The sequence below is a fragment of the Rheinheimera oceanensis genome (assembly GCF_018831085.1).
Classification (GTDB): domain Bacteria; phylum Pseudomonadota; class Gammaproteobacteria; order Enterobacterales; family Alteromonadaceae; genus Alishewanella; species Alishewanella oceanensis.
Genome location: NZ_JAGPNM010000005.1, coordinates 88,934 through 114,531, shown reverse-complemented (window position 1 = coordinate 114,531; position 25,598 = coordinate 88,934). Strand labels below are relative to the sequence as shown.

Genomic DNA, 25,598 nt, shown 5'->3' with positions numbered 1-25,598 from the left:
ATCCCGTTTAATCAACCGGCTAAAATATCCTGTAGCTATGCAAAGATAGAGCCACAATTAGCACTGGCTGTAGACACTTAGCAAACCGGAGTCCACATTATTATCAGGCCGGCGTGATGTTGCCGGCGTCAAAAAAATAGCACCCGCAGCTATTTAAATAAATGCTGTACATCCACATCGTCAAACTTTAACGGTTGCTGTGCAAACTGCTCGCCGGCGTTTTGCACATAATCACGCCATACCTGCATAACCTGGTTAAACACCGGCAAGATCTCCGGCGTATCATCGCTGATGCAGGAAGCGATTTTTGTCATCAGGCCGCCAAAGTAATTGGTGCTGCCGTAAAACAAATAAAAGGTTGGGTCTGACGGGTCGCGCGCAGCAGTTTGCAACAAGCGCCATTGTCCGGCAATAAAGGCTTTGGCCTGTTCTTGTGTGGTGATCTCTTCGTCAAACAGTGCCAGCCAGGCAGCAATAGTACGGCGAAAAGCAGCAAAGTCGATTTGGGCAAATATCGGCTTGGCATAGGGTGATAAATCGGCGTAGTACGCCGTATCGATCAGCTGTTGCAGCACCTGGTCTTTGTGCTTGGGTAAGTCACTGAATAAAATGTTATCCGGCTGCAGCGGCACGGCACCATCAATCTTCACGCCGTTACTGCAGTTGTAGATCTCGACTTTGCGTCCGGCTTTACTGATAGCCTGTTCCAGCAGTTTGCGCGACATATCAAATTCAGGTTTGGTAAACACATAAGGCAAAAAGTTACCCTTTGCCGGCATGCCGCCACCATGAGCTTTCTGGTAGTCATACACTTCTGAGCCGTCGTTGCGGTAATAGGCCGATGCCTGAGAATGATGCTGGCGTACATCGGCGTAACCCAGGTCGACACCAAACAGATAAAATACTTTAAAGCCCAGCCTTAGCGCGTAATTAAGCACCAGATTGGTTACCGTAGGATAGGCATAACTCAGCGACGCTACCTGCACGCCCTGCTTTTTCAGCCGGACATCAAAGAAATTCGTCGATGACTCGCCGTCTTTAAAACACAGCAAGGTTTCTTTAAACAGATCTGCCGTATCAGGATGAATACCGTTAACACTGATCAGCCGGATATCCTTTAAATAATCCGCATCTTTCACTTGCCCTATCCAGCAGAAAGTAGAGCGGTTTTGCTCCACCTCTGCATGAAAGTCCGGCTTAATGCCTTTTTTATACAATGAATATAAAGCGGTACCGCAACTGATTAACACCACTTTGTCGCGATGTTCCTGCAAATAGCTAAAGCTGTTGTCTAACGACGGCCCATTACCCACCACAAATACCGGCAGGTTCAGTGCCGGCAAATTACGGTAACTGCTGTTGTCGTACTGTAAAAACTTATGCTGCTTTGCCACACTGTTGTAGGTATGCGCAATACCGTAACGGCAATGATCATAGTATTCGCCCAGCGCCAGCACGACCTTTAATTCGGCGCGTAAATCGGCAATCGCCTTATGCATTTTCTGGTTGAAGTAAGAGCAAAACATATAGGTATTGGCGATGGAATAAGCACCGACCTGGTAAAATTGTGCCATCAGATCATAAAAATAGGTTGAGCCATCGCCGCCCAGGTTCAGGTATATCCGCAGGCCATTTTGCTCGGCGCGGTCAAATATAGCGGCCCAATCAGTCACCTTAAGGCTGGCAGCAAAAAAATCTAAATTAGGCTCACAAATGTACAGGTTGCTGATCTGATACTGTTCGGTCAGTAACTGAATATGTTTACCCAAACCCACACCGAAGATAATCAGTGAATCGACTTCCTGCGGCAGCTGAATTTTTTGCTGCAGTTGTTTATTAATCAGCGGCTGGGTTTGCGCAATATGCGAGTAATGAATGTAGTGGCTGAATTTATCAACAGAGGTCTGGCCTAACAACACATCATCTTTATACGGCTGCCGGGTAAAATGCTCCAGCAAACGGGCAGACTCTGCATCAAGATCCTGATAAAAAAACGCTTTGCGCTGCGGATGATATAAATTGCTTTTGCCATTGTCATCGGTTACCGCTTGCCAATGCCGGCTTTGGTGCTTGTCAATTTCAGCATGTACTTTGGGGTAAAACTTTTGCAGTGCCGCCATATTACGCCGGTATAACTCATCAGCCGGCGCCGCGGCATGCGGCTGTTGGTTACCCAACACGTTAACGCTGCGCTCAGCGACATAATCATTAAAATCTTCGTAGGCCAAAAACTGTGCCGTACTACCCAGCAACTGCTCCGGCTGGCCGCTGTGAGCAAATAAATATTCGGCTACTTTATCCATCACCGGATGGCAGTAATGCCGGTATACATAAACACGGCTAAAACCTGCTACGCTGCGCAGTTCTGCCAGGTCTTCTGCCACTGAGCTGCCGTCATTTTCCAATTGCAGAAAAATCTGCGTACCTGCCGCTTCTGCCGCAGCAAATAACTGCTGCCAATCATTAGCCTGCACTGAGCAAATCAACGTATCTACATTGGGCTCGTACACAATAAGGTACTTAACCCTGGCTTTTTGCAACAAAGCATTTATCTGATAACCCAGCCCCAAGCCCAGCATAACCACCACATCAGGCTGTTGCGGTAAAGCCTCTACCGGCCATGGTTGATCTGCCTGCGTTGGTAAGGCTGCAGTATCAAATTCAACATAAGGCGCGTTGCGGCAAAAGCTGTCGACTTCGTGCGAGACTTCGGCAGCGGGCGTCTCGCTGTACCAGACACGGCCGGTAGCAAAATCGACAATATTCAGCTCTGCAGCACGGGTACAAAATACCGAATACTGCTGCATACTGTGTTGCTGAATTATCGGCACCAGGGAGGGAATATACTGAGATAGCGCCTGAAGATTGTTGTTAAAACGCTGTCTGATGCCGGCAGCGACTTTTTGTTCAGATGCCGCCTGAGCAGCATCATCGGAGTCCAGCTGGTAATTAATGTACTTCAGCATGCAAGTGCCTGATATTAATTGTTAGTTATGTTGGCCGTAGCTATGCCGGGCGCGTTGGCCCTTTTTTATTTCTAACATATTGCCAGCTACAGCATTTTTATCTGCTGACAGTTTTGCCATTGTTGCCTGTAGCCAGTCAAGGTTTTGCTGCAGAAACAAGGCAAAAGACTCAATATTGTCCTGCGGGGGAACACTTTGGCATAAGTGTTGATTTAATTGCTCAACTAAATCAGCAACCCTGGCTACATCGTAGTCGGGTTGCTGTATCAGGCTATCGATGTCGGCGCGCAGGGCTGCGCACTGTTGTTTAACGGTTTGGGTTGCCGGCATCAGGCACCAACAGCTAACTGCTGATTTTTCTGCGCCTGCAACTGGTAACCCTTCTCACGATCACTTACCGGAATTTGATCCCAGGCACTTTTAATGGTTAGTAAAATTTCCATGACTTCATCCAGCTTGCTGATGCTTTTATCCCGGCTGGCCTGAATAAGGTGATTGAGCATAAAGTCGTACAGGGAAAACAGGTTGTCTGAGATTTCACCGGCGCTCATATCCAAACACCCCTGCAAGGCAGAAATAATATTGATAGCTTTAGAAATGGCTTCTGACTTACCGGCGAAGTCTTTGCGATCAATACAGCCTTTCGCTTTGGCCATATTTTCCAGCGCACCTTGCATTAGCAGTTGAATAACACGATGTGGATCGGCTACCGCCAGATCATCTTTAATTCCCACTGCTTTATAGGCTTTAATTCCGTAACTCATAAGATGCTCCACTAATTCGATTTATTGGTTCCAAATCCAGGCAAACTTGCCAGTTGCGAAGTTACTGTTGATGCCATGTTCTGCATCGAGCCCAATAACGAATCCAGGGCGGTGTACCTTTTACGCAGCGTTTGCTCGAAGCTTTCTATATATCGGTTAGCAGCTTCCAAATCTTTAGTGTTTTTATCTAATTGTATTTTCAGTGAACTCTCTTTGCCGGCAATAATACCGCCGGCTTCGGTAAATTGAGACACAAATTGGTCCAATTTAGCGCTCAGGCCAGTGTCGCCGCCAAAAATAGCTGCAACACCGTCATAATTCTCAGCTAAAGCTCTGTCAAACCGGACTCGGCCGGAATCGGCACCAAAGGCGGATGTTGCCGCAATCTCCAGCTTGCCGTCTTTATCAAAGGTTATACCCATAGAATAGAGGGTAGCCAGTTCAGAGCCAGACTCACCTACCACGCCACCCAGCATGCCTTTGAGCTGATTCATAATAGAGCGCGGTAACGAGTCGGCCGCCAGCGCCCCACCCTCTGCCGTTACGGTTTTACCGTCAGAGCCTAAGGTGCGCATTTTGGTTAGATCAGCGATTTGGTCAACCAGCACATTGTAATTATTAATAAAATTCTGAATATTCTCTTCAGCCGCTTCTCGATCAGTGGCGATATCGACAGTGGCATTATTGCCATCCGGCGTAACGGCTTTTACCGTCAAGCTGACATCCTGAATAACGTTGGTAAAGGTATTACTGCTGTTAGTAGCAATAATGCCGTCAATTTCTATGATGGCATCCTGCGCTACCTGGCTTGCTGTCAGGCCCGCTGTAGCACCGGTAGGCACCGTTGAGATGGCATCCAGCTCAGCATTGTTATTGGTAATCACTAAGTCATTACCGGCACCGGTTTCATTGGAGGTTAACACCAGCTTAGTGCCCACTGTGCCACCGGCATTAATAATATTGGCGTTAATGCCGAAGTTATCACTTTGGGCATTAATTTGTTGGCGCAATTCATTAAGGGTCATACCTGCAGTTACTGCAACTTCAAAACTTTTGCTGCCAGCAGTGAATGTTAAAGTGCCGTCGGAGGTTGAGATAACATCATTCGCAGAGCTATAAGCCAAATTAGCGCTTTCAAGCCGGCTACCTGTTGCCAGCTGGTTTACCTTTATATCAAAACTGCCGGCCACAGCAGAGTTAGATGCCGACGCTTCAAGATAGGTTTTATTCTCAGTGGGTTGCGTTACCGTGGCAACGCGGGCGTTTAAATTGTTACCGCCAAGCTTTTTTATCGCATCCTGAAACGCTGATAGCGCAGATTTAAGCTGCCCTACACCAGACAGCGAGGCATCCAGTGTCTTTTTAGTCGTATTAATCCGGTTAAGCTTACTGTCACGCTCTACCTTTACCAGCGTACTGACAAGTTCTTCGAGCGGTAAACCTGAGGCCGAACCTAAGAAATTAATACCCGACATAATAAACCTCTAAACTTTGTTATCAATTAACAGGCCAATAGACTGCCCCATTTCTTCCTGCAACCGCTTAATATCCTGTGCAACCTTTAACAGCTCTTCTGAGGGGATCTGTTTTATCAGTTCGTCTGTTTCATAGTCTATCACTTTAATAACAGAACGACCTGATACTTCATCTATTGAGAAACTTAACGACCGCTGCTCCAGTGCTACAGCCTGATTCACCACATCAACTGCCTGTTGTAATTCAGTATTACTAATCTCAGCAATGGGCTTAACCGCCTCTGCTGGCTCTACTGGTTTCACCAGCTCAGGCTCAGCCTGTGCAGGCCGCGCTGATTTATCGGCAGCGGGTGCATAGCCAGCTACTGACACATTACTTACACTAATGCTGCTCATCTTCTTCAGCCTCCTTATCGGCACGCAGGGTGAGAACTTTATCGTAAATTCTCACCACTACGTGTATTAGTTTAACCCAATAAAGATAAAGCTGCCTGTGGCCGCTGATTTGCCTGCGCCAATACCGTAGTACTGGTTTGTTGCAGGATCTGCTGACGCGTCAGCTCTGCAGTTTCACGGGCGAAATCAGTATCACGGATCCGGCTGCGGGCGCCTGATACGTTCTCTGAAATATTGGTTAAGTTACGGATAGTTGACTGGAAGCGGTTTTGGATCGCACCCAGATCAGCACGGGTACCGTCAATTACACCAATAGCGGTATCGATCAGTGCCAGAGCCGCTGAAGCGCCACCAACAGAAGATACACTCAGAGCACTTAAGCCCAGTGCATTAGTGCCATAACCACCGGTACGGGATAATCTGATCTCAATGTTCTGACCAGCATTAGCACCTACCAGGAAAGACGCAGAGTAAGTACCGTTCAACAGGTTTTGCGTACCAAACTGCGTTACAGAAGCAACCCGGCTCATTTCCGCTTTTAATGCTGTTACCTCTTTTTGCAGTGCAGCGCGGTCAGTTGAGCTGTTGATACCATTTTGTGATTGAATTGCCAGAGTACGGATACGCTGTAAAGAGTTAGTGATCTCTTCCATTGCACCTTCAGCCACCTGAGCTACTGAAATACCATCATTGGCATTACGTGCAGCTTGATCAAGACCATTTACCTGGCTGGTCAAGCGGTTTGAAATTTGTAAACCAGCAGCATCGTCAGCTGCGCTGTTAATACGAAAACCTGAAGATAAACGCTTAAAAGCGGTATCCAGATTATTGCCCGAGTTAAACAGCTGACGCTGAGCATTCAGCGACGAGGTGTTGGTATTTACGTATAAAGCCATGAGTCACTCCTTAGTTGGCGGTAGCTTTGCTACGTTCAACTGATGTTTAAAATACGGTTATCCCGTTAACTGAGCCAAGCTGCAACTTGGCTTAACCAGTATTTCGGCCGCGACTTCATATACTTTAGAAAAAAAATCACTTTTTTCATATATTTGTATATATTCAAAAAAAGTCTATATATATCATAAAGATAAAAACCACCTGAATGGTGGTTTTTATCTTAGGCAGTTAATACACTTAAGGCAGCTTGTGGCCTCTGGTTGGCTTGCGCCAGCACTGTGGTGCTACTTTGCTGAATAATCTGTGTCCGGGTCAGCTCTGTTGTTTCTCTGGCATAATCTGTATCCCGTATGCGGCCCCGTGATGATGACACATTTTCACTAACATTAGTCAGGTTACGAATAGTAGAACCCAGTGCATTCTGCCAGGCACCAAGTTCTGTACGCCCCACATCAATAGCTAAAATAGCCTGGTCCAACGCTAATAGAGAGTCAGCAACATCATCGACACCCAGTTGCACTGCTGCAACATTTAACCCGGCCGCACCACTGCCATAACCGGCAGATAAATCAATTTCAATCTTCTGCCCAGCGTTGGCACCAATCTGAAACACCACTGCAGGTGTACTACCATCAAGCAACTTAATGCCGCCAAATTCGGTGTTATCTGCAATATTTTGAATGGAAGCAGCCAACTGATTATATTCCTGCTGAATCGCCGCAATATCGGCGGCGGTATGAATGCCATTTTCAGATTGAATGGTCAGTACACGCATACGTTGCAGGCTGGTGGCAATTTCGTCCATGGCACCTTCAGTAACCTGCACCAGTGACACCGCATCATTGGCATTACGCACCGCCTGATCCAGGCCATTAACCTGACCGGTTAACACATTAGAAATAACTAAACCTGCAGCGTCATCTGCAGCTCGGTTAATCCGAAACCCTGATGACAGGCGTTCAAAGCTGGTGCTCAGACCGACAGTCGCATTTCCCAGTAACCGCTGCGAGGTTAACGACGATTGATTAGTATTAACAACTAAAGGCATGCAGCAATTCCTTCCACGTTTAACACCATTATTGCGGTGCTTACTTACTGTTAGTTATATATCGGCACACTGGTGAAACTCTTGACTATTTTCTTTCTTTTCAAAAAGATAAGCCGCCAAAAAGGCGGCTTATCTTTTAACGTGGGATTTACTGTAATAAGCTCAGTGCTGCCTGCGGCCGCTGATTCGCCTGTGCCAGTACAGTAGTACTGGTTTGCTGCAGAATTTGCGTACGGGTTAGCTCTGCGGTTTCTTTGGCAAAGTCGGTATCGCGAATACGGCTGCGCGCACCGGACACGTTCTCGGAAATATTGGTTAAGTTACGGATAGTCGCCTGAAACCGGTTTTGAATCGCACCCAAATCGGCACGGGTGCCGTCAATTATACCGATTGCGGTATCAATCAGTGCCAAGGCAGCTGATGCACCACCTACTGAGGAGACACTCAGCGCACTTAAACCCAATGCATTGGTACCGTAGCCACCGGTACGTGACAGTTTAATGTCGATATTCTGCCCGGCATTAGCGCCCACCAAAAATGACGCAGAGAAGCCGCCGGCTAACAGATTTGTTACGCCAAACTGAGTAGTTGAAGCCACCCGGCTCATTTCGGCTTTTAACGCCGTCACTTCTTTTTGCAGTGCAGCACGATCGGTTGAACTGTTGATGCCGTTTTGTGACTGAATAGCCAGAGTACGGATACGCTGCAAGGAGTTGGTGATCTCTTCCATCGCGCCTTCTGCTACCTGCGCCAGTGAGATACCATCGTTGGCATTACGTGCAGCCTGATCCAGACCGTTAATCTGGCTGGTTAAGCGGTTAGAAATTTGTAAGCCGGCGGCATCATCAGCAGCGCTGTTAATACGAAAACCGGATGATAAACGTTTAAATGCCGTATCCAGCGAGTTGCCGGAATTAAACAGCTGGCGCTGGGCATTTAATGATGAAGTATTGGTATTTACATATAAAGCCATGTTAACTCTCCTGATACCTGATTAAACACTAACAGCAGCCATCTCAATGATGATTTTTGCTATATCTTCGTGCTATTTATGTATCGGAAAATAAACAGAAAACTTTAGATAATTTATACAAATAAATTCTTAATGACAAAAAATGATTGAAAACAAGAAAAGCCACCATAAGGTGGCTTTTTCAAACTCTGCTTTATTAACCTTGCAGTAAACTTAATGCTGCCTGTGGCCGCTGATTCGCCTGCGCCAACACTGTGGTACTGGTTTGTTGCAATATCTGCGTGCGGGTTAACTCTGCGGTTTCTTTGGCAAAGTCGGTATCGCGAATACGGCTGCGCGCACCGGACACGTTCTCGGAAATATTGGTTAAGTTACGGATAGTCGCCTGAAACCGGTTTTGAATCGCACCCAAATCGGCACGGGTGCCGTCAATTACACCGATTGCGGTATCAATCAGTGCCAAAGCAGCTGATGCACCACCTACTGAGGAGACACTCAGTGCACTTAAACCCAATGCATTGGTACCGTAGCCACCGGTACGTGACAGTTTAATGTCGATATTCTGCCCGGCATTGGCGCCTACCAGGAAAGTAGCTGAGAAGCCACCAGCCAGCAGATTCTGTGTGCCAAACTGAGTGGTTGAAGCCACCCGGCTCATTTCGGCTTTTAACGCCGTCACTTCTTTTTGCAGTGCAGCACGATCGGCTGAACTGTTGATGCCGTTTTGTGACTGAATAGCCAGAGTACGGATACGCTGTAAGGAGTTGGTGATCTCTTCCATCGCGCCTTCTGCTACCTGCGCCAGTGAGATACCATCGTTGGCATTACGTGCAGCCTGGTCCAGGCCGTTAATCTGGCTGGTTAAGCGGTTAGAAATCTGCAAACCTGCGGCATCGTCAGCGGCACTGTTAATACGAAAGCCCGATGATAATCGTTTAAATGCAGTATCCAGGGCATTACCAGAGTTAAATAACTGACGCTGTGCATTCAGTGATGAAATATTGGTATTAACGTATAAAGACATAGCATTGCTCCTGCTGATTTAATCGTATCTGAAACAACAGCTTTATAATTTGCTGTATTTCGTCTGATACTTATTTATCGGAGCAACGGATAAAAACTTGAGGATTTTTTTGCTAATACTAAAAATATCATACAAGCCAGACATTTAATGCCTGGCTTGGGTTTTAACGCACATAATCAAACAGGCTAACACCTGACACTTTGACAAAAGTGCTGGAAATAGCCTGAAGTGCAATTTCCTGTTTGGTGATTTCTGTCAGCGCAGCTGCATAGTCAACCTCAGACAAGTCTGCACGATAGGCTTTATTATTAATCGTTAAATCTTCATTGGTACCAAACACACTATCAAGGACATTCACCCTACCGCCAATGGAAGATAAAAAGCTGTCAATATTAGATGCTGCAGAAGTAATCTGAGTAAGCGCATCGCTAATAGCGTCGTCAAACTCAAAACTTGGCAAACCCGGATTTTCTAACGCAGTAATAAACTCGCCTATCGTTGTCAGTATATTTTTCTTTTCCGGCGCCTGTAAGGAAAAATCAACCTGCCCAGGCACAGCAGCGGCACCGCTTACTGTAATGGTTAAACCATTAAACTGAATAGGAGCATCAGGCGTAAAAGCACCTGTTACCGGGGGCACTAAAGCAGCACCGTTTTGCAGGATTTCATAGGTTGATGGTGCTGTCAGCACTACGCTGAAATCATTGTTTGCCGGCGTCAGACTGTCATAAGTTTGCTTGTAATATGCATCAAACTGACTCTGATCTGTCACTGATACCGTAGCCCCGGTTGCACCTCCGGCATTAATCACTGCAGGTGTGGTTTTAAAGCGGGCATCAACATTTTCAAACACAAACTTACCGCTATCATTACCTGCCAGGGCGATGGAGGGTGAAATTTGCAGAGCCTTTTTACCATCATCGCCCTGAAACTCATAAATACCAGTCGCGTTATTCAGGCTGTAAGCTTGTTTTTTGTCCTGATAACCAGAAAAGATGTAACCACCTTCGGCATTACGGGTATTCATCAGGTCCAGCAATTCAACCTGAATATTTCGAAGTTCCTGCGCCACCGCTTTTTTATCATTTTCCGTATAAGCACCATTACCTGATGCAACAGCCAACACCCGCGCTTTATCTATAGACAGACGCATATTGGTAAGGACCGTTTCTTCCAGCGCCAAGTTATTTTTCAATAACACGCTGTTATTCTGAAACTGCGCCACTTGCTCAAGATTCTGATCAAGCCCCAGCACTTTTGCTGATGCGGCAGGGTCATCAGCCGGTGTCAGAATACGGGTCTGCTTGGTTAACTGATCCTGCGCCCGGTTCATTTTTTGCTGAGTATTTAAAATGCCGTCTAAGCCGGCATTAAATTTCATATTAAAAGATAATCTCATCACTACCTCACTGCCGCTAACAGGGTGTCAAATACGGTTTGCGATGTGGAAATAATTTGTGCCGCTGCCGCATAGGTTTGCTGGAACCGGATCAGGTTAGATGCTTCTTCATCCAGACTGACACCGGATAACGATTCATACCAGGCGGTGGTTTGTTCTAATAAAGCTTTACCTGCCGCTTCGTTGTTACGCCCCTGGCTGGTGCGCTCACCAATCAGACTAACCATATCGGCATAAGACTGATTAAAGTTTACAGCATTCGCGCTATCAGGAGCTGACAACGGGTTTAATCTGGTTGTTTGTGCAGTTTGTAATGCAGATAAAGCCAGGCCGTTACGGTTGTCGCTAAAACCACCATCATTAAAGCTGATGCTAAAGGTATCACCCACACTTGGGATACCTGTAACGGAAAAGTCAAAGCCAACGTCAACACCGGCCTGAGCAAAAATATCCTGATACTGGCTTGAGCCAAAAGCTGCCGTTGCCACCGGGTTACCGAAGTTATCTACAATTTCAAAGGTATCCCCGCCGACATACGTCATCGTCCAGGGGCCATTGATTAAGCCAGAAGGTGTATCAAAGCCATAGTCCGGCAACGTAGCCGGGGTAGTATCGCTCACCTTCAACGCTTCTATCTGGGCATTACCTAAATTATTTACGGTAAAACCGGTGCGCACTGGCGATGCCAGAGCAATATCTTCCGGCCGGGTAGTTGCCAGCGTCAGGGTTCTTGATGCGGTACTCAGAGGCTTCAGTTCAAATCTGTCCCCCACGGCGGGCGCACCGGTCAGCGTAATTTCCAAACCGTATAAATCACCACCGGCATCGGCAGAGCTGATCGTTGCCGGAAAGCCGCCTACAGGCACCACTTTGTCGGAGCCAATTATCACTTCGCCCTTTGCATCCAAAGCCTGGATCCGCACGGCACCTGCTTCAACTGTCAGCAGAAAATCATTGGGCGGCAAGTTTTTGCCTTGCCCTGCCTCTATAGTCACATTAACAGCACCGGCTCCGGTATTGCCCGGAAAGGCAAAACCGCTGCTGGTTGGCAGGTTGAATAAGTCACCACCAATTTCACCGTTTAAATTCATGCCCAAACGGTTTTGTGTGTTCATCGCGTCGGTCATTGATAACGCTAACTGCCCAAGCCGGTTTTGCGTGGGGATCAGAATTTCTTCACGAAAGGCCAGCAAACCGCCAATTTTCCCACCAAGCTTTTCAATATCAATATCACGCTCCACAGTGGTTCGGCCGGATAGCTGCAGCTTTAAGTCACGCTCGGATGGGTCCGGGCTGCCGCGCAGTGCTACCAGATTAAACTCACCACGCTCAACCACTAACGATTGGCCGGTAGCCAGAAACACCATTTTTTCACCGTTGTCTGAGTCCAGTGTGCGGATTTCAACCATTTCAGACAGTTTTTGAATAGCAAGATCACGTTTATCCAGTAAATCCAGTGGCACAGGCCGGCTGTTGCCGGTACCGTAGGAAGCAATTTCCTGATTCAGACTCGCGATTTGTTTAATGTAAGCATTGGTTTCGCTGGTGTAGATATCCAGTTGCTGATTAACAAAGTTATCCTGATCCAACACCAGGCTGGATAAGGTATTAAATTTATCCAGCAAAGCCTGCGAACTGCCGATGATCAACTGACGGTTTGCCAGTGTGGCAGGCTCGTTGTTTGCCACCTGAAACTGTTTGAATAAGTCATTAATACCGGTAGCGATACTATTGGCGGGGTTTGAGAACAACGCATCTACCCGGTTGGCTTCGGCAACATATTGCTGGGCAAAGCTGTAGTTAGAGGTATCACGGCGCAATTGCTTCAGCGTAAACTCACTGATTAAACGCTCTGTTGTGCCTTTGCCTACGCCCAACCCCAGCATCTGCGACTGAAACTCTGTACGCTGACGCACATAGCCTTCAGTATTAATATTAGCAATGTTATTACTGGTTGTACTGAGCAAAGTACTGCTGGCAAGTACTGCCGAGGTACCAATCTTAAGTAAGTTATCTGACATTGCTCTCTCCACCAACGCTACCGACAGCGCTTAGTTTGTTATTCATCGGCGCTATCGCCAAAATCTTGAGTAGCGCCTTGCTCCTGACGCACCTTGTCAAAGGCAGTGCTTTGATATACCGCCATAATTTTTTGTGCATAGGCAGGATCTGTGGCATAACCCGCCGCCTGTAACTGTTCAAAATACGCTTTAGTGTCCCCGGTAGCCTGCACCGCATCCTGATAACGCGGATTTTGCTTAATAAAATTGGCATAATCCTGCAGGCTATGTTCCGCTGAACTATAAGAACGGAATTTTGCCTGTTCTTTTTTGGCAATACCGCCCCGGTATTCCAGGGTATCTACTACTGCAGTTTCCCCCTGCCAGCCATTGTTGGCTTTAATGCCAAATAAATTAAAGCTGCTGTCACCTTTCGCGGTTTTTATCACCCGCTGGCCCCAGCCAGTTTCCAGTGCCGCTTGTGCTATCAGGGCTAATGGGTCTAACCCCAGAGTTTTGGCGGTTTCGCGTGCTGCCGGTAACAAAGTACGGACAAACTGCTCGGGGGTTGCCACCTGCCATGCTGGTTTTACCGTCTCTGGCTGCGCAGTTGCAATATTATTACCAGCGGCTAATCCAGTTGCTGAAGCCGTTACAATGGCAGCATCTGCTTGCGCTGCGGCCGGCATTGCAACCTTAACGGCCGGTAAAATATAACGCGGCATTTGCAGCGCTTTGGACTCACTAAACGTTGAAGTGTTATCTGGTGAGGATTTTTTGCCCAGTGCCGGGCTGAGTTGCTCAACCAACAAATCAGCCAGCCCCAGCGCACCTTTTTGTGCCAGTTCTGTTGCCATTTGGCTGTCGTGCATGTCGCGGTAGAACTTGGTGGTCTGGCTGTTCATCATGCCATCCACTTCAAACGCTTCATTGGCTTTGCGCATACTGCTTAACAACATGCCAAAGAAAATTGACTCAAACTGCTCAGCAGCCTGACGCAGCGCTGCCTTTTCGTCCTTACCGGAATTACTGCGAATTTGCTGCAGGCTGGTAAGGTCATGATAAGACACATTGTTTGGCGTCAGGCTCATGTCAGATCACCACCAGTTCGCCATGAATGGCACCGGCTTCTTTTAATGCTTCAAGAATCGCCATTAAGTCACCGGGAGCAGCGCCCACCGCATTGACGGTGCGCACCAGGTCATCCAGCGTTACGCCGGGGTCAAATTTAAACATGCGGGATTGCTCAGGGCGCACGTCAATAATGGTATTTTCCTCAATTGCAGTCTGGCCTTCACCAAACGGATTGGGCTGCACTACTCTGGGGTTTTCAGCAATGGTTACCGTTAAACCGCCATGGGTCACGGCCGCCGGAAATAAACGCACGTCTTTACCAATAACAATAGTGCCGGTACGGGAGTTAATAATAATTTTTGCCGCATAGTCACCTGGCTCAAAGCTGAGGTTTTCCAATGTTGATAAGTAAGATACCCGCTGGCTGATATCACGTGGCGCACGTACCTGTACTGACGTTGCATCCAGCGAGTGCGCAGTATCCGGGCCCATAAAGTTATTAATGGCTTCAGCTAAACGCTTTGATGTCGTAAAATCAGAGCGTTTCAGATTAAAGGTAATAAAATCGCCCTGAGCAAAGGGGGTAATAACTTCGCGCTCAACAACAGCCCCGTTGGGAATACTGCCTACTGTGGGTGTATTAACTAATATACGTGAGCCATCCAGGCCTTCAGCACCAAGACCACTGACAATTAAACTGCCTTGCGCTACGGCATAAACGTTGCCGTCCAGCCCGACCAGAAACGTTTGCATCAGGGTACCACCGCGCAAGCTCTTGGCACTGCCAACTGACGATACCGTGATATTAAGTGACTGCCCCGGTTTGGCAAAGGCTGGCAACTCCGCATGCACGGCCACCGCAGCGACATTTTTAATTTGCGCTTTCATATTGGCCGGTAAAGTAATACCAAAATTACTTAACATGGTGCGAAAGCTCTGCTCGGTAAACGGGCTTTGCTCTCCGGTACCGGGCAAGCCCACCACCAAACCATAACCCACCAGTTGGTTAGAACGCACCCCTTCCACATCAGCAACATCTTTAATACGGGCAGCACTGGCTGTCGCGCTTAGCAACAACAGCGCTATTAGCAGGCTGGTGTGTAAAATACGGCTCATAGCTGTGCTCCTAGAAAGGCCATAACGGGCCATTAAAGAACCGGCTTAACCAGCCCGGAGACTGACCATTGTGATGCGCGCCTGTGCCACTGTACTCAATACGGGCATTGGCAATTTTGGTCGATTCAACAGTGTTGTTGACATCAACATCCTGTGAGCGGATAACCCCTGTTAAACGGATATATTCTTTACCGGTATTCAGTGTCAGCCACTTTTCACCGCGGATCACCAGGTTGCCATTATTCAGCACCTGCAACACGTTAACCGAAATATCCCCCACCAAACTGTTGCTTTGGTCTGCTTTTGAATCGCCTTTGTAGTCAGATGTTGAATCAGCGCCAAACTGCAACACATTACCGGCAACCGACACATTGCGTCCGCCCAACCCAATCATCGGCTCAAACGAAGTAGAGCTGTCTTTTTGCATCTCAGTTTTAGCTTTTTTACTGGCCTGAGTCCGCTCTTTTAATACCACAGTAATAATATCGCCTTCGTGGCGGGCCTTATTATCTGAATACAGCGAGTTCGAGTAGTACTGCGCAAATAGCGAGCCGTTTTGTACCAGCGGCCGTGACGCAGGCTCCGGTGCCAGCGGCGCAAAGTATGGATCGTCAGCCTGAGGTACTTCAAGTGAGGCACAGCCGCCAAACAACAACACACAAGCGGAAACAAAAATAAGCCGTTGCATAAATACCTCCGCTTACAGTTGCTGAATGGCAAAGCCAAGCATCTGATCTACCGAAGAAATAACTTTAGAGTTCATCTCGTAGACCCGCTGGCTTTCAATCAGGCTTACCAGTTCTTCAGTAACGTTAACGTTGGATGTTTCCAGCGCGCCCTGCACTATAATGCCAAGACCTTCCAGGCCGGGAATACCCTGCACCGGATCGCCACTTGCGCCAGTCTCGCGGAACAAATTCTGGCCAATAGGCTCCAGGCCAGCCGGGTTGATAAAGTTAGTTACTGTTAACTGCCCAAGCACAGCAGGCTCCCCTTCGCCGGGCAACTGCACCGACACCTGGCCATCCTGCGACACGGTAATACTTTGCGCATCCGGCGGTATCACTATATTGGGTTGTACCTGATAACCGGCACCAGACGTTACCAGGTTGCCTTCATCATCAACAGTAAACTGGCCATTTCGGCTGTAGGAAATCGTGCCATCCGGCATCAGAATTTCAAAAAAACCATGGCCCTGGATCATCATATCCAGGCTATTGTCGGTGGTGATCATATTGCCCTGAGTAAAGTTTTTCTGCGTTGCAACCACTTTAGTACCGGCACCTATCATCAGACCATTTGGCAATTCAGAGTTTTGCGACGAAGCGCCACCAGGCTGATTAATATTCTGATATAGCAAGTCTTCAAAAATAGCCCGGCTTTTTTTAAAGCCTACAGTGCTAGCATTAGCCAGGTTATTTGAGATCACCGAAATATCGCGCTGCTTAGCGTCTAAACCGGTTTTACTGATCCATAAAGCTGGATGCATTTGTGCCTCCCGGGCCTCAGCCCATTATTGATTCAGGCCCTTAGCCCATTATTCTCAGTAACTGATTTTGCTGCTGATCCATCTCTTCAGCACTTTTCATCATTTTCACCTGCAGCTCAAACTGGCGCTGCAAACTAATCATATAAGTCATCTCGCCGACGGCATTAACGTTGCTGGTTTCGGTTGCACCTTTAAGCAGGCTGACATTAATATCCGCTTCTGCCAGTTGGCCATCCTTACGGCGGAATAAGCCATCATTGCCTTTTTCCATCTCGCTGTTCAGCGGCCGTACCAGCTTGATTCTGCCAGCTGCCACCATGGCGTCGGCAGGAGCCCCTTGCGGCAATACACTGACAGTACCATCCTGCGCAATTTCGACTTTAGCCAGGGGTATTGGCAGTTGAATAGGGCCATCGTCTCCCATTACTGCTAAGCCATTTGCTGTCTCAAGCATGCCAAAAGCATTAATCTGCAAATTGCCGGCTCTGGTGTAAGCTTCGTTACCATCCGGTGCCTGAACCGCTAACCAGCCCTCACCCTGAATAGCAACATCAAGCTCACGCTCTGTCATGATGATCGCGCCGGCGTCAAAGTTTTGACCTGGCCGTTCAGTTAATGAAAATACCCGGGTGGGTAAACCTTCACCAAAAGCCTGCATAGCACGGGCTTGCTCAAAATCGGCTTTAAAGCCAACAGTGCCGGTATTAGCCAGATTGTTTGCCCGCACGGCAATGCCATTCATATTTTCTTTGGCACCGCTCATAGCGATATATAACAAGTGATCCATAACAAGCTCCGCTTACTTTACTTTCGATTACTTAAGCAAAATTGATGCCACAAGATAAATTAAAAACAAAAAAGCCAGCTAAGTCAGCAGCTGGCTTTTTTAGAGAGTAAAGGGAATTAGCTTCCCGGGAAGCTTGTTGGATCTGTAGGATCGGTGCCGCCTAAATATTCATCAATATTACTGAATCCGTCACCATCGCTATCTATAGATGCATCGTTATAATCATTATCGGATAAATTGAAATATTCTTCATACCAAGCAGGCAAGCCGTCAGCATCTGAATCGTCAATAGCGCCTTTTATAAGCTCAAACGTACTTTGCGTAAAAGCAGAGTTTCTTACATGCCGGTTCTGGAATCTCACCCTTACATTGATTTGCTCAAAATCTGTCGGATTATCAGGTGTTTTTACCAAAAATAATTTGCGATTATGGTTAATGCAATTGTCCGATAATAGCGCCTCTCCAACCCGGATACCATCAACTGTTTTGTAACCTATAACCTGAAGCGAACAAGTAACCACAGTAGAGGTATAACTACTTGATAGTTTAAACCCAACTAAAGCTGGGTAGGCTTCATCGCGCCGGAACATAAAGGTCTGGTCCGCATAGCTGCTTGGTCCTATAGAACTACTTTTTAGCTGAGCGTCTGTCAGAAAAGCAGGAGGAGTAGGTTCCACCGGCTCTTCAGGCTCCTCAGGCTCAACAACTTCTCCGGGATCTACGGTATCGGAAAAACGAAACCGGCTTCTGAAGCTGTAATTTTTTGTCACGTTAGCCGGCAGCTCACTATCAAGGTACTTGAGTGCAACTTCTACCCTTAATCCGCTACTGGCATCAACAGACGGCGATAAAATACGGGTATCATCGCCCTCGCCCTGGCAGAATAAATCTTTAATCCGCCGACCATCGGGATGAAAAACCCGTATTTCACAGATAATAAACTTACTATCTGACCACGGTGTAGCACTGGCAATAGTGAGGTTAGCAAACCCCGGCTGCGGGGCAATATTAAACTCTCTGGTTATCGTAGCAGCCTTATTGTATAAGGTGTAACTATGAGTATTAACAATGTCAATAATCTCTTCAGATTTAACTACTGAAACAATAAAAAAAGAAACAACTAATATTAAGTATCTAATAAATTGCATAAAACCCCCCATTTAAAGAAACAGGAGGTTAACCAAAAAAGAAACAAATAACAATTAAATAAATATTAAAATTTAATTATCGGATCTGTAGTACAGTTTGCTGCAAGGTACTGTTAACTTCCAACGCCCGTGAGTTAGCCTGGAAGTTACGCTGCGCACTGATCAAATCAACCAGCTCGGTAGTCAGGTTAACGTTAGATTGCTCCAGTGCCGACGAGTTTATGGCACCAAAGGTAGTAGTATTCGCCTGCCCGGCGATAGGTTCACCAGATGCTATGGTCTGCTTCCATGAGGTATTACCAACCTGCTTTAAACCCTGCACATTGGCAAAACGCACTAAAGCTACCTGTGCCAGATAAGCAGAATCACCATTGCTGTAACTGGCCAGCACCCGGCCAAAGGCGTCAATATCTACCCCTGTCAAACTACCAACATAAGTACCATCCTGGTTTAAAGCCGAAGGAGCAAAAATATCAGCAACTTGTGTTGGTGTTTTAGTACCGGCAGCATCACGGAAGTTAACCACAACATCCGCCTGATATTGGGCACCATTATTCAGATAACCGTTAGCCGGGTCATTCAAAACGGCAAAAGGTATTCTTAATGTCGGCTCGGGCGTAGTAATCATATTACCACTGGAGTCAAATTCTAAATTGTCGCCCTGAAACGGCGCTGCGGTTACATTATCCCATACCACAAAAGTTTCCCACTCAGAGTTTGCCGGCGGTGTGGTGGATGTACGGCGGAAATACATGCTTACAGTATGCGGTGACCCCAAACTATCATATACCGTTATTGAGGTAGAATGGTTATAGGTTGCCCTATTAGTTGCATCAAATGGCAAGGCATCCGTTGCAACTTCACGCGAGTCCAGGTTCATATTAATAAAGACATTACTTGTTGCCCGCGGTGCACCGGCCGTAGTCGGTATATTAATCGGTGCTGATGTGTTTAAACTGATTGACTGGTTTTCACCATCAATCGGATTTACTGCAAAACCCTGCAAAAAATTGCCGTTATTATCAACAATAAAATTGTCTTTATTTAACTTAAATGCACCGGCACGGGTATAGGTTAAATCCCGCGATTGCATATCCGGCGTTAAAGCAAAAAAACCTTCACCGGTAATCGCTAAATCAAGGGAGTTATTGGTAAATTGCAGTGAGCCCTGGCTAAACTGCTGCGCCACCATTGAAGTTGTTACACCATCACCCACTTTAGTGCGGCCAGAGGCAAAAATAGATGTCGCATATACATCAGCAAATTCGGCCCGCGACTCTTTAAAACCCGTAGTATTAACGTTAGCGATGTTATTCGCTGTTACATCCAAATCTTTTTGTGCTGCGGCAAGGCCGCTTAGTGCGATATTAAAACTCATAATTCACCTCAGCTCACTGTTAACCGTAAGAAACTTCTAACACATCACCTAATTTCACGGCGCCAAGGCCAATCAGGTTTAACATAATTCCACCACCTTTACCGTTCATACTGACACTGGCCACCGGGGTATAAACATTAACCGGCAAGCTGGCAGTTTTACCGTCGTTGTAGCTAACGTCCACTTTTACCTTGTATACACCCGCTTTCACCCGCTCAGATAACTCACCGTCAACTATCGCCGCACTGCCAGAGCCAGACTCGCGATAAGTGCCATCCCAGATAAATTCGTTTTTACCAATTTTGGGATTATCGACACTAAAAGATTGCACCAGCTCACCTTTGTCATTCTCAATCCGCACTTCCATTCTGGTCGCTGCTTTATCCAGCTCAATATTACCGCGCGCTAAGGTGTCACCGGTAAAGACAATTTCATCCGATTGCGTCAACACACTGCGGCCAACAAGAGACGATGCCTGCAAGGCCTGGTTTGACGACATACTTTCGGCAAAGCCTTTAAAGCTTTCATTTAACTGCCCAATACCGTCTGCCATAGTAAAATTGGTCATTTGAGCAATCATCTGGTCGTTTTCTACCGGCTTGGTTGGGTCCTGATATGCCAGTTGCTGGGTAAGCAAAGCAAAGAAATCAGATTGCGTTAAAGCACCGTTATTTCTTTCCGGTGTTTTACCGGTGTTATCCCAATACATGCCATCCAGTGCAGTGTTGTTATTTACATTAGTTGTCATTTGCTAAGCCCCTATTGCTGCTGGCCCAGTCTGAGCGTGCGCATAACCATTTGTTTTGCCGCCTCAGCTGTCTGCACATTCGTTTCATAAGAGCGCGACGCCGAAATCATGTTCGCCATCTCTTCCATAATATTGACATTGGGTTTGTATATATAACCGTTCTCATCTGCCAAAGGATGGTTAGGCGAATACTCCACGTTCAGTGGTGCATCAGACTCAACAATGCCAAGCACTTTGACCCCGACACTGTCATCACCCTGCTGGCGCTTTGCCTCTGATAGCTCAGCAGCGAATACCGCATGCCTGCCACGATAAGTTTGCTCTACACTGCTGCTGACACTGTTAGCATTGGCAATATTGCTGGCGGTGGTGTTCATTCGCACAGCCTGAGCGGTCATACCACTGCCGGTAATATCAAAAATTTTGTATGAACTCATGGTTATTGCCCTCCGCCGGTAATAGCTTTTTTCAAACCACTGATCCGTGAATTCAAAAATGTCATGCTGGCCTGATATTCCAGGCTGTTTTGCATAAACGCATTACGTTCACGGTGAATATCGACACTGTTACCGTCGCCGGTATCAGGCTGATCCGGATTACGAAACTTAGTTTCATGCCGGGCTGCAGTAGAAATAGTAAAGTGCTGCTCGTGGGTGCGGGCCATAGCGCCAGACTGGCGGGACTTTGCGTTATTCAAAGCCTGTTGGAAATCCAAGTCACGGGCTTTATAGCCCGGTGTATCAGCATTAGCGATATTTTCGGCCAGCACCTGAGCACGCTGATCGCGGACCAGCATGGCTTCAGGGTGCATACCAAATGCTTTTTCAAAACTGATTGCCATTTTTTTGCCACCTCTGATTAAGCGATAGCAAATGAAATGCAAAACTCAGGCCAAATATTAATTTTCTGTGGGTTAAGTTTTCTTGCGGTAGATAATACCGGGGTTGCAGCGGATCATTTCAAAATCAGCATTAAGGCTGGACAAAGATTCCGACGCGCCAAGAAATAAATAGCCGCGAGGGTTAAGAGATTGGGCAAACTGGCGGATAATTTTTGCCTTCACATCGGCAGAAAAATAAATCAGCACATTGCGACAAAAAATAATGTCGAATTTACCAAGTAACGTATAGCTATCCAGCAGGTTGAGGTGGCGAAAGCTAACATTTTTGCGCACATTGTCTTTCACACGCATCATACCTTTGCCGCTGTCTTCAAAAAACTTGCTGCGCCGCTCCGGCGATAGCCCCCGTGACAAAGCTAAACCGTCATACTCTGCGCGCTGGCAGTGCTCCAGCATGGTGTTAGAGATATCCGTACCCATTATATGCACGCCCAGACTAAAGGCACCGGGCCGGCTTTGTTGATATTCTAATGCTGTCATAGCGATAGAGTATGGCTCCTGCCCACTTGAGCTAGCAGCTGACCATATTTTGACAGTGCGGCAAGTTTTTTCCAGCTCAGGGAAAATCTGCTTTTTTAACAGCTCATAAGGGTAGGTGTCACGAAACCACAAGGTTTCGTTTGTTGTCATAGCGTCTATTACCGCAGAACGTAACTGCCGTTCAAACGGACTGAGGGTTTTATTTACCAACTCAGACAATGTAGCCAAACCAAAGCGTTGCATTAACGGCGCTAAGCGGCTTTTTACCAGATATTGTTTATTGTCGCCCAGCACAATGCCACACTGCTGCTCAAGGAAATCCCTGAACAGCATATACTCTTTGTCGTGTAAGTCTTTATTTGGCACTATTAATCCTTAACTCAGTCGGTATGCAGCCATTTCTGTACAGACTCTGCCAGCTCATCCGGATTAAATTTCGCAATAAAATCATCTGCCCCCACTTTTTGTACCATCTGTTGGTTAAAAACGCCGCTAAGTGAAGTATGCAATATTACGTGCAGCTTTTTCAGTTTAGGATCAAGTTTAATTTCTGCCGTCAGGGTATAGCCATCCATTTCAGGCATTTCAATATCAGAAATCAGTAACCCAATTTTTTCAGTAACTGACTCATTACAACTTTTTGCTACATCCTGCAAATATTGCAGGGCTTCGCGCCCATTCATTACCAGGTGCATCTTAACACCCAATCCTTCCAGGGCCCGCTTTACCTGATTACGCGCAACGGCTGAATCATCGGCAATCAGAATAAGCCGCTCGCCCAAATCTGCACTGATACTATGAGTGTTAATATCTGCACTGATCGAGGTTGGCGAAGGCGATATCTCTTCCAGAATTTTTTCTACATCCAGAATTTCTACCAACTCTTTATCAATTTCAGTTACTGCGGTCAGATAGCTTTGTTTACCACTGGTGCCTTTGGGCGGCGGCATTATCGCTTCCCAGTTGATATTGATAATGCGTTCAACTGAATCTACCAAAAACCCCTGCACCGAGCGGTTATACTCGGCAATAATAATAAAACTGTTTTTGGTATCTTCGATCGGTTTACCGCCGGTAGCCAGGCTAAGATCAATAACCGAAATAGTTTGACCACGGATATGCGCAATACCCCGGACAAACTTATTGCGCTTGGGAATGGCTGTAAGTGGCGGGCATTGCAATACTTCACGCACTTTAAATACGTTAATGCCGTAACGCTGGCGCCCTCTTAGCTTAAACAGCAGTAATTCCAGTCTGTTCTGGCCAACTAATTGTGTGCGCTGATTTACCGAGTCTAAAATACCGGCCATCTGCCGCTCCTCTGTAATACTATCCGGATCGATTCTTGCTTTAGTACCTGTCACAGACGGTTATTTGACACCGCCAAGTCTGGCCCTGATGTTATAACCCTTAGCGTGTAAAGCATAGCCGAAACCTTATGAAAAAGTACGAAAATTTATTTAAACAAATACTTACCTGCATTACGCTGCTGTGTGCAAGCCCTTTAGCTGCACAAGATGTCGTTAGCAGCTATTCGCCTGCGCAGTTAACTGAGCAGGCCTCTGCATGGTTGCAGCAAGAGCTGGCTGTAACACCGGATAGCAGTATACAACTACAGGTAAGCCCGCTGGACGACAGAATAGGTTACAAATATTGCAACGAACCGCTGCAATTTTCACTGTCTCAGCCACTTACCCAGCGCCAGAATACAATACAAATACGTTGCGGTGCAGAACAAAGCTGGCAACTGTATGTTCCAGCACGGATAGAAGAAATTGTACAAACCGTAGTCCTGACACAAAATATTGCTACCGGCAGCCTGGTCACTGCCGATATGCTGGATATAGCCAACCGTGAACGCCGTTTTTTACGCGGCAGCCTGGTTAGTGACCCCAGACAAATTATCGGCGCAAAAACCCGGCGGGCCATGTCCATAGGACAAATTATCACCTTGCAGGATCTTTGCCTTGTCTGTAAAGGAGATGTTGTTACAATATCAGTTAGCAATAATGGCTTAAATGTGGCAGCAACCGGAATAGCACAAAGTGATGGCAGTTTAGGTGATGTCATCAGTGTACTTAACCGCCAGTCAAAGCGGGCTATTACCGCAGAGGTAATAGCAGTGAACCAGGTTAGTATTAAATTTTAAATATTAACTAAAGTTTTGCAGTTTAACGCCGTTAACCTGTGCATAAGGAACTGTATTAAGGTGATGAGGTACAAGCATGGCTATTAATATCAATAACTTGCAGAATAGTCCGCAAGTAAAAACTGACAAAGTTGAGCAAAATGCCCAACGTCAGCAAGCTGCTGTGCAGCAAAATGCCAACCAGGCAGCCGCGCAAAAGCAAGACTCTGTGTCTATTACGCCACAGGCGCAACAATTTTCTAAGCTGACTGAAAAAGCCAGTAACAGCAGCGGTATCGATCAGGAAAAGGTTGATAAAATCAGACAGGCTATTACTGAGGGTAAGTATAAAGTAAATGTTGAACAACTGGCACGACGCATAGTGCAGTTTGAAAGCGAGCTATTTGGTAAAAAATGACCACAGCCAGCAACGACATCATCACCTTATTAGACCAGCAAAAGCAGCTACTGGATGAGCTGCTTTTGTCTTTGCGGCAGGAAATTGCCGCCTTAGCCAGCCGCGACATCTCTGCGCTGGAAAACATTCTCACGCAAAAAACGGCCCAGCTGCAACAACTGCAACAGAATGACGCCTTACTGGCGGCCTGTGCAGACATTGCTGAGCAAAAACAACAAACCTGGTTTAAACAAAAAGTGGCCGGGCTTGATGCCCAGTTGGAAGAGTGTAAACGGCAAAATAACATTAACCAACAAACACTGGAACAAAGCCAGCTCACTCTGGCAAGGTTTAAAACTGAACTGTTGGCCAGCCGCGGTAAATCGGGTCTGACCTACACCAGTAAAGGCAAACCCGCAGTAGAAAATAAAGGTAAAGGCATTAAAGCCTAAGCTGATAAATACCCTAACTGACACAAACAAATATTTGCCAGTTAATACTAACTGGCACACTAATTAATACCCCTAGCTAATAGTACCGCACACTTTTAATCGTTTGTCTTGGCTGGGTATTCTGATACAAATGGTATACCTGCTCAAAATCCAGTTCCAGCTCTGTCACATATACATCATCAATAGCATAGGTTTTTATTACTCTGGCCCCGGTTATTACGCCCTTTACTGACGATGACAAGTGCTCATTATCAAGCACCATAGCACGCAGTTGATTAGTCGCGTCAATTTTTTGTCCATACACCACTTCGGTCAGTTCACGATAAGCATCCAGCTTCGACGCCTTCATCGCCTGCAACATCTTGTGTTCATTACTGTCGCCATGCTGCACACTGATCGGTGCATAACCTACCGCTGTTAATACCGGAAAGGCATCCGGTTTTACCGGCGCATATTCTACATGCCGGCTTAGTAACGAAGAGCACCCTGCTGCCCAAACCACAGTTAACACCACTAAAGTGCGCCAAGCTGTCATTTTTGTTCTCCTGCGGCACAATA

General features: G+C 46.7%; 27 protein-coding genes. 3 read left to right on the top strand and 24 right to left on the bottom strand.

The annotated features are described in order from the left end of the window. Positions 1–149: 149 nt before the first annotated feature. From J3B89_RS12395 to J3B89_RS12285, 23 genes are all read right to left on the bottom strand, one after another. On the bottom strand, positions 150–2,966 hold the full coding sequence (locus J3B89_RS12395; protein WP_215397883.1) for a motility associated factor glycosyltransferase family protein: 2,817 nt from the start codon (positions 2,964–2,966) through the stop codon (positions 150–152). A 21-nt stretch (positions 2,967–2,987) separates the two neighbouring features. Then, entirely contained in the window at positions 2,988–3,296 is a 309-nt protein-coding gene (locus tag J3B89_RS12390; RefSeq protein WP_215397881.1) for a hypothetical protein, read from the bottom strand. Next, positions 3,296–3,730, bottom strand: a complete 435-nt coding sequence (fliS, locus tag J3B89_RS12385) for a flagellar export chaperone FliS (RefSeq protein WP_065954835.1) — start codon at positions 3,728–3,730, stop codon at positions 3,296–3,298. The genes J3B89_RS12390 and fliS overlap by 1 nt, the downstream gene beginning before the upstream one ends. Positions 3,731–3,741: 11 nt before the next feature. Further along, complete coding sequence (gene fliD / locus J3B89_RS12380) at positions 3,742–5,205, bottom strand: flagellar filament capping protein FliD (protein ID WP_215397880.1); 1,464 nt, start codon at positions 5,203–5,205, stop codon at positions 3,742–3,744. Between the two features lie 9 nt (positions 5,206–5,214). Beyond that, entirely contained in the window at positions 5,215–5,601 is a 387-nt protein-coding gene (locus tag J3B89_RS12375; protein ID WP_215397879.1) for a flagellar protein FlaG, read from the bottom strand. Between the two features lie 71 nt (positions 5,602–5,672). After that, positions 5,673–6,497, bottom strand: coding sequence for a flagellin N-terminal helical domain-containing protein (locus J3B89_RS12370; protein ID WP_215397878.1), 825 nt, complete (start codon positions 6,495–6,497; stop codon positions 5,673–5,675). A gap of 221 nt (positions 6,498–6,718) precedes the next feature. Continuing rightward, positions 6,719–7,546: a flagellin N-terminal helical domain-containing protein gene (locus tag J3B89_RS12365; protein WP_215397877.1), complete on the bottom strand. Its 828-nt coding sequence runs from the start codon at positions 7,544–7,546 to the stop codon at positions 6,719–6,721. 148 nt (positions 7,547–7,694) lie between these two features. Beyond that, positions 7,695–8,519, bottom strand: coding sequence for a flagellin N-terminal helical domain-containing protein (locus J3B89_RS12360; protein ID WP_215397876.1), 825 nt, complete (start codon positions 8,517–8,519; stop codon positions 7,695–7,697). A 196-nt stretch (positions 8,520–8,715) separates the two neighbouring features. Beyond that, positions 8,716–9,543, bottom strand: coding sequence for a flagellin N-terminal helical domain-containing protein (locus J3B89_RS12355; RefSeq protein ID WP_215397875.1), 828 nt, complete (start codon positions 9,541–9,543; stop codon positions 8,716–8,718). 163 nt (positions 9,544–9,706) lie between these two features. Beyond that, entirely contained in the window at positions 9,707–10,942 is a 1,236-nt protein-coding gene (flgL, locus tag J3B89_RS12350) for a flagellar hook-associated protein FlgL (RefSeq protein WP_215397874.1), read from the bottom strand. 2 nt (positions 10,943–10,944) lie between these two features. Next, positions 10,945–12,963: a flagellar hook-associated protein FlgK gene (gene flgK, locus J3B89_RS12345; protein ID WP_215397873.1), complete on the bottom strand. Its 2,019-nt coding sequence runs from the start codon at positions 12,961–12,963 to the stop codon at positions 10,945–10,947. 38 nt (positions 12,964–13,001) lie between these two features. Beyond that, positions 13,002–14,033, bottom strand: a complete 1,032-nt coding sequence (gene flgJ / locus J3B89_RS12340) for a flagellar assembly peptidoglycan hydrolase FlgJ (RefSeq protein WP_215397872.1) — start codon at positions 14,031–14,033, stop codon at positions 13,002–13,004. A gap of 1 nt (position 14,034) precedes the next feature. Continuing rightward, the gene (locus J3B89_RS12335; protein ID WP_251372397.1) at positions 14,035–15,132 is read right to left on the bottom strand and encodes a flagellar basal body P-ring protein FlgI; all 1,098 of its coding nucleotides are present in this window, start codon (positions 15,130–15,132) and stop codon (positions 14,035–14,037) included. 10 nt (positions 15,133–15,142) lie between these two features. Further along, the gene (flgH, locus tag J3B89_RS12330; RefSeq protein WP_215397871.1) at positions 15,143–15,820 is read right to left on the bottom strand and encodes a flagellar basal body L-ring protein FlgH; all 678 of its coding nucleotides are present in this window, start codon (positions 15,818–15,820) and stop codon (positions 15,143–15,145) included. Between the two features lie 12 nt (positions 15,821–15,832). Continuing rightward, complete coding sequence (flgG, locus tag J3B89_RS12325) at positions 15,833–16,621, bottom strand: flagellar basal-body rod protein FlgG (RefSeq protein ID WP_215397870.1); 789 nt, start codon at positions 16,619–16,621, stop codon at positions 15,833–15,835. 40 nt (positions 16,622–16,661) lie between these two features. Next, a complete protein-coding gene (locus J3B89_RS12320; RefSeq protein WP_215397869.1) occupies positions 16,662–17,408 on the bottom strand; it encodes a flagellar basal body rod protein FlgF in 747 nt (248 codons plus the stop codon). Positions 17,409–17,524: 116 nt separating this feature from the next. Beyond that, positions 17,525–18,556: a thrombospondin type 3 repeat-containing protein gene (locus J3B89_RS12315; RefSeq protein WP_215397868.1), complete on the bottom strand. Its 1,032-nt coding sequence runs from the start codon at positions 18,554–18,556 to the stop codon at positions 17,525–17,527. Between the two features lie 76 nt (positions 18,557–18,632). Continuing rightward, positions 18,633–19,934 (bottom strand): flagellar hook protein FlgE, encoded by a 1,302-nt coding sequence (flgE, locus tag J3B89_RS12310; protein WP_215397867.1) that lies wholly within the window; start codon positions 19,932–19,934, stop codon positions 18,633–18,635. Between the two features lie 19 nt (positions 19,935–19,953). Then, entirely contained in the window at positions 19,954–20,682 is a 729-nt protein-coding gene (locus tag J3B89_RS12305) for a flagellar hook assembly protein FlgD (protein WP_215397866.1), read from the bottom strand. Between the two features lie 11 nt (positions 20,683–20,693). After that, positions 20,694–21,119 carry a flagellar basal body rod protein FlgC gene (gene flgC, locus J3B89_RS12300; protein ID WP_092794261.1) on the bottom strand — a complete coding sequence of 142 codons (426 nt, stop codon included), beginning with the start codon at positions 21,117–21,119 and terminating at the stop codon, positions 20,694–20,696. 2 nt (positions 21,120–21,121) lie between these two features. After that, positions 21,122–21,523, bottom strand: a complete 402-nt coding sequence (gene flgB, locus J3B89_RS12295) for a flagellar basal body rod protein FlgB (protein ID WP_068234463.1) — start codon at positions 21,521–21,523, stop codon at positions 21,122–21,124. A gap of 72 nt (positions 21,524–21,595) precedes the next feature. Then, a complete protein-coding gene (locus J3B89_RS12290) occupies positions 21,596–22,429 on the bottom strand; it encodes a CheR family methyltransferase (RefSeq protein ID WP_349814218.1) in 834 nt (277 codons plus the stop codon). A gap of 14 nt (positions 22,430–22,443) precedes the next feature. After that, complete coding sequence (locus J3B89_RS12285; RefSeq protein ID WP_215397865.1) at positions 22,444–23,373, bottom strand: chemotaxis protein CheV; 930 nt, start codon at positions 23,371–23,373, stop codon at positions 22,444–22,446. Between the two features lie 128 nt (positions 23,374–23,501). Between J3B89_RS12285 and flgA the strand changes: the two genes are divergently transcribed. The 3 genes from flgA to flgN all read left to right on the top strand — a co-directional run bounded on the left by flgA (position 23,502) and on the right by flgN (position 25,040). Beyond that, positions 23,502–24,212 carry a flagellar basal body P-ring formation chaperone FlgA gene (gene flgA / locus J3B89_RS12280; protein WP_215397864.1) on the top strand — a complete coding sequence of 237 codons (711 nt, stop codon included), beginning with the start codon at positions 23,502–23,504 and terminating at the stop codon, positions 24,210–24,212. Between the two features lie 76 nt (positions 24,213–24,288). Continuing rightward, on the top strand, positions 24,289–24,609 hold the full coding sequence (flgM, locus tag J3B89_RS12275) for a flagellar biosynthesis anti-sigma factor FlgM (protein ID WP_215397863.1): 321 nt from the start codon (positions 24,289–24,291) through the stop codon (positions 24,607–24,609). Continuing rightward, entirely contained in the window at positions 24,606–25,040 is a 435-nt protein-coding gene (gene flgN / locus J3B89_RS12270) for a flagellar export chaperone FlgN (protein WP_215397862.1), read from the top strand. Before flgM ends, flgN begins: the two co-directional genes overlap by 4 nt. 76 nt (positions 25,041–25,116) lie before the next feature. Here the strand turns inward: flgN and J3B89_RS12265 are convergent, their stop codons facing one another. Then, positions 25,117–25,575: an LPP20 family lipoprotein gene (locus tag J3B89_RS12265; RefSeq protein WP_215397861.1), complete on the bottom strand. Its 459-nt coding sequence runs from the start codon at positions 25,573–25,575 to the stop codon at positions 25,117–25,119. Positions 25,576–25,598: the final 23 nt, after the last annotated feature.